The 2,414-nt window shown below is 42.8% G+C and carries 3 protein-coding genes; 1 reads left to right on the forward strand and 2 read right to left on the reverse strand.

Translation table 11 applies throughout. From position 1 onward, the window contains the following. Positions 1–24: 24 nt before the first annotated feature. Positions 25–1,155: a cytochrome-c peroxidase gene (locus A3761_RS19675; RefSeq protein ID WP_068511209.1), complete on the reverse strand. Its 1,131-nt coding sequence runs from the start codon at positions 1,153–1,155 to the stop codon at positions 25–27. 336 nt (positions 1,156–1,491) lie between these two features. Here A3761_RS19675 and A3761_RS19680 point away from each other — a divergent pair, with 336 nt between their 5' ends. Beyond that, a complete protein-coding gene (locus A3761_RS19680) occupies positions 1,492–1,980 on the forward strand; it encodes a hypothetical protein (protein WP_156490436.1) in 489 nt (162 codons plus the stop codon). An 83-nt stretch (positions 1,981–2,063) separates the two neighbouring features. On the opposite strand, the gene A3761_RS19685 is transcribed toward A3761_RS19680, so the two are convergent. Then, on the reverse strand, positions 2,064–2,414 hold a 351-nt coding region (locus A3761_RS19685), incomplete at its 5' end, for a fatty acid desaturase (RefSeq protein WP_197473131.1).

Here is a 2,414-nt window from a genome sequence, read left to right on the forward strand (position 1 = left end):
AGTATTATCAATAAGATTTATAGTCTAGTCAGTGATTAGGCTTTCATATCGTTTATCTGTCAGTAGTTTTAAAAATGCGACTAGCGCATCAATACGCTTGTCATCTAGCGCAGGGCCTGATTGAAGTTCCTCAAAAGAGATTGTTTCGTGGAATTCTGGCTTATCCCAGCTTTCGCCCGTTTCTGGGTTTATCTGACGCTTGGCGCTTTTGGAGTTATATTTGTTATAGAAGTCGATAACTGTTCGAAGCTCTTTAAAAACACCGTTGTGCATGTAAGGGCTGGTGACGGCGACATTTCGAAGCGTTGGTGTTTTGAATTTTCCTTTATGCTTTTCATCGTGGACTTGAGCGTTCGCGAGTAGACCTATATCGACATAGTCTTCGTCGAGCTTGTTTTGTTTTCGAACAGCAAGGTTTGTCGGTATACCAATGTTGTGATACTCATAATTGCTGAAGGTTTCATCCGGCGCGGTTGGGCTGCTTCGTAATTGGTGGCATTGGTTACAGTTGGTGAATTGCTGCGAGAAGAATAAGGTCATTCCAAGTTCTTCTTGCTTACTAAGTTCATATTCGCCTCTTAAATAGCGGTCATACTTTGAGTCGAAGGGAGAGAAAAAATCGGTTTTTTCAAAGGCTGCGATGCTTTCGGCCATGGCGTCATAGAGCTTCCCCGGTTTACTTAATATGTCTTTTCCAAATAGGCTAGAGAAGGCTTGTTTATAGACCTCCGATTCAAGTAGACGTGCTTGCATACTTTCTTTGTTAGGTATACCCATTTCGATACCTGCGAGTGGAGGACCTTTCGCTTGGTCAGCCAGTGTTGCTGCTCGGCCATCCCAGAACTGTCCTCCAACATGCTTTCCTTTCTTATTAACATGAAAGATAGGAATCTGGTTCGCATAGCTGCTGGTTGGTGCGCTACGGTCACCAAAAGATTGTTGATCGTCACCTAACGAAACCATTCCTTCAAGGTGAGTATGCCTTGTGTCATGTGTGCGCTTATCGACAAACCCTGTCGCAGGGTTATGGCAGCTAGAGCAAGATTGAGTCCGGTTTAATGAAAGGTTTGGGTCGAAGTAGAGTAGTTCACCTAGGGCTTCTTTAGAGTTTATTTGTGCAAGGGCAATGTGGCTGGAACAGATTGCTATCAACATGAATAGACTTAACGCTAGCTTGGAATGGCCTTTCCGGTATGTGAAAAAGACTGGCAGGGGGCGGGCTGTGTTCATAGTTAGAGATTCCGGTCTAAGCTGGTAATGTGGGTATTAGATATATAAATGATAATTAATACAAGGTGAGAATAATTCCTGTTACCATTTGTTGATCCAAGTCAATTCTGTAAGTTTGTGTGAGTGTAAGTGGTGAGATGTAAGTTCAGTATTAGCTAATGTAGCCTTGTGCGCTAAGGCACAAGCTTTATAACGACTGACACGCGGTGCGTAGGCGGTAGATAGGGTAAGCTTAAAACATATCAAATTTAGGAGTTTCTTGTGTCTTCCATACCTTCAAAATTACTTATGCTGAAAACCCTTAGTGAAGTGCCGCGTAGTGAGTATTCTGATGTTCGAGTACCTAAGAATTTAAATAATACGAAGGAAAGGTTGGGCTTTTTAAAGATGCTTAGGCAAAAGCCGAGTGCGCAACAAAAGGTTAGTAGCGCCAAACCCAGGTTGTTAACCTTTAATGCGGCGGTTTGGTTGAGTTTGGCGCAAGCAGCGAAAAAACCGGTATCTCTTTGGTTAAGCTACAAAGATGCACAGGGAGAGAATACGATCTTGGTTGACGAGCAGTGTATGGGAGAATCTAAGTCTGCAATGTTATCTGGTAATGTGAGCTTTAAGGTGAGTGGAAATCTAGAATACCTGAGGGCTTGCTGTGGAGGGGTAGATGAAAAGCAGAGTCTGGTTGTCGAAGAGCTGCATGTAAGACGCTTAAAGCAAGAGATAACTTATCCTGGCCAGCTGGCGCAAACAGCTTAGCGTTTTACAACAAAAAAACGCAACTAACAATTGGGGTCATTAGCTGCGTTAAAGGGTAAAAGGAAAAGAAACTTAGCTTAGTATTAAGCCATAGCTTCTTGTGCAGTAGGCTTGGAATATTTAAGTACCCGTCCTACAACAGTTTTATACTGGCTTGAAAAGCTTCCCGTATTGTAAGGGATCTGATATTTCTCACAGATCTTCTGAACTTCAACAGCCATTGCTGGGTAATGACGTGCTGGCACATCTGGATATAAATGGTGTTCGATTTGGCAGCTCAAGTGACCTGTCATAATATGGAATAACTTGTTGCCCTCTAGATTTGAAGAACCCAGTATCTGACGGAAATACCATTCACCTTGTGACTCTCCCTGAATTTCTTCTTCAGTAAAGGTATGAGCGTCTTCGGTAAAGTGACCGCAAAAGATAATGGT

This window comes from Oleiphilus sp. HI0123 (assembly GCF_001635315.1).

Bases quoted from the DNA above. Each gene is read 5' to 3' on its own strand.
- A3761_RS19675 (WP_068511209.1), bottom strand. From the start codon at position 1,155: ATGTTGATAGCAATCTGTTCCAGCCACATTGCCCTTGCACAAATAAAC.